The 2,500-nt window shown below is 50.9% G+C and carries 1 tRNA gene and 2 rRNA genes (1 of these 3 cut by a window edge); all 3 read left to right on the forward strand.

The annotated features are described in order from the left end of the window. A 16S ribosomal RNA gene (locus O3646_RS10800) occupies positions 1–1,322 on the forward strand; the annotation flags it as partial. 53 nt (positions 1,323–1,375) lie between these two features. Further along, a tRNA-Ala gene (locus O3646_RS10805) sits at positions 1,376–1,448 on the forward strand. A gap of 123 nt (positions 1,449–1,571) precedes the next feature. After that, positions 1,572–2,500, forward strand: a 23S ribosomal RNA gene (locus tag O3646_RS10810); it runs 1,972 nt beyond the window's last position.

Raw genomic sequence — 2,500 nt, forward strand, 5'->3', positions numbered from 1 at the left:
CTAAGAGATGGACCTGCGTTGTATTAGCTAGTTGGTGAGGTAACGGCTCACCAAGGCGACGATACATAGCCGACCTGAGAGGGTGATCGGCCACACTGGGACTGAGACACGGCCCAGACTCCTACGGGAGGCAGCAGTAGGGAATCTTCGGCAATGGGGGCAACCCTGACCGAGCAACGCCGCGTGAGTGAAGAAGGTTTTCGGATCGTAAAGCTCTGTTGTAAGAGAAGAACGAGTGTGAGAGTGGAAAGTTCACACTGTGACGGTAACTTACCAGAAAGGGACGGCTAACTACGTGCCAGCAGCCGCGGTAATACGTAGGTCCCGAGCGTTATCCGGATTTATTGGGCGTAAAGCGAGCGCAGGCGGTTAGATAAGTCTGAAGTTAAAGGCTGTGGCTTAACCATAGTACGCTTTGGAAACTGTTTAACTTGAGTGCAGAAGGGGAGAGTGGAATTCCATGTGTAGCGGTGAAATGCGTAGATATATGGAGGAACACCGGTGGCGAAAGCGGCTCTCTGGTCTGTAACTGACGCTGAGGCTCGAAAGCGTGGGGAGCAAACAGGATTAGATACCCTGGTAGTCCACGCCGTAAACGATGAGTGCTAGGTGTTGGGTCCTTTCCGGGACTCAGTGCCGTAGCTAACGCATTAAGCACTCCGCCTGGGGAGTACGACCGCAAGGTTGAAACTCAAAGGAATTGACGGGGGCCCGCACAAGCGGTGGAGCATGTGGTTTAATTCGAAGCAACGCGAAGAACCTTACCAGGTCTTGACATCCCTCTGACCGCTCTAGAGATAGAGTTTTCCTTCGGGACAGAGGTGACAGGTGGTGCATGGTTGTCGTCAGCTCGTGTCGTGAGATGTTGGGTTAAGTCCCGCAACGAGCGCAACCCCTATTGTTAGTTGCCATCATTCAGTTGGGCACTCTAGCGAGACTGCCGGTAATAAACCGGAGGAAGGTGGGGATGACGTCAAATCATCATGCCCCTTATGACCTGGGCTACACACGTGCTACAATGGCTGGTACAACGAGTCGCGAGTCGGTGACGGCAAGCTAATCTCTTAAAGCCAGTCTCAGTTCGGATTGTAGGCTGCAACTCGCCTACATGAAGTCGGAATCGCTAGTAATCGCGGATCAGCACGCCGCGGTGAATACGTTCCCGGGCCTTGTACACACCGCCCGTCACACCACGAGAGTTTGTAACACCCGAAGTCGGTGAGGTAACCATTTGGAGCCAGCCGCCTAAGGTGGGATAGATGATTGGGGTGAAGTCGTAACAAGGTAGCCGTATCGGAAGGTGCGGCTGGATCACCTCCTTTCTAAGGAAATGGAAACCTGTACGTTGGTCTTGTTTAGTTTTGAGAGGTCTTGTGGGGCCTTAGCTCAGCTGGGAGAGCGCCTGCTTTGCACGCAGGAGGTCAGCGGTTCGATCCCGCTAGGCTCCATTAACACTGTAAGGGTGTTAAGATTGAACATTGAAAATTGAATATCTATATCAAATAGTAACAAGAAAATAAACCGAAACGCTGTAAATATTTAAAGAGTTTAGGTCGCAAGACCAAAAATAAGGTTAAGTTAATAAGGGCGCACGGTGGATGCCTTGGCACTAGAAGCCGAAGAAGGACGTGACAAACGACGAAATGCTTTGGGGAGCTGTAAGTAAGCGACGATCCAGAGATGTCCGAATGGGGGAACCCACTAGCTGATGGCTAGTACTCCTATCTGTTAAGGATAGGTAGAGGAAGACGCAGTGAACTGAAACATCTAAGTAGCTGCAGGAAGAGAAAGCAAAAGCGATTGCCTGAGTAGCGGCGAGCGAAACGGCAGGAGGGCAAACCGAAGAGTTTACTCTTCGGGGTTGTAGGACTGCAATGTGGACTTAAAGATTATAGAAGAATGACATGGGAAGGTCAGCCAAAGAGAGTAAGAGCCTCGTATTCGAAATAGTCTTTATACCTAGCAGTATCCTGAGTACGGCGGGACACGAGAAATCCCGTCGGAATCTGGGAGGACCATCTCCCAACCCTAAATACTCTCTAGTGACCGATAGTGAACCAGTACCGTGAGGGAAAGGTGAAAAGCACCCCGGGAGGGGAGTGAAATAGAACCTGAAACCGTGTGCCTACAACAAGTTCGAGCCCGTTAATGGGTGAGAGCGTGCCTTTTGTAGAATGAACCGGCGAGTTACGATATGATGCGAGGTTAAGTTGAAGAGACGGAGCCGTAGGGAAACCGAGTCTGAATAGGGCGAGTTAGTATTATGTCGTAGACCCGAAACCATGTGACCTACCCATGAGCAGGTTGAAGGTGAGGTAAAACTCACTGGAGGACCGAACCAGGGCACGTTGAAAAGTGCTTGGATGACTTGTGGGTAGCGGAGAAATTCCAAACGAACTTGGAGATAGCTGGTTCTCTCCGAAATAGCTTTAGGGCTAGCGTCGACATTGAGATTCTTGGAGGTAGAGCACTGTTTGGGTGAGGGGTCCATCCCGGATTA

The sequence above is a fragment of the Streptococcus sp. 27098_8_148 genome, assembly GCF_041432105.1.
GTDB lineage: Bacteria > Bacillota > Bacilli > Lactobacillales > Streptococcaceae > Streptococcus > Streptococcus parasanguinis_AE.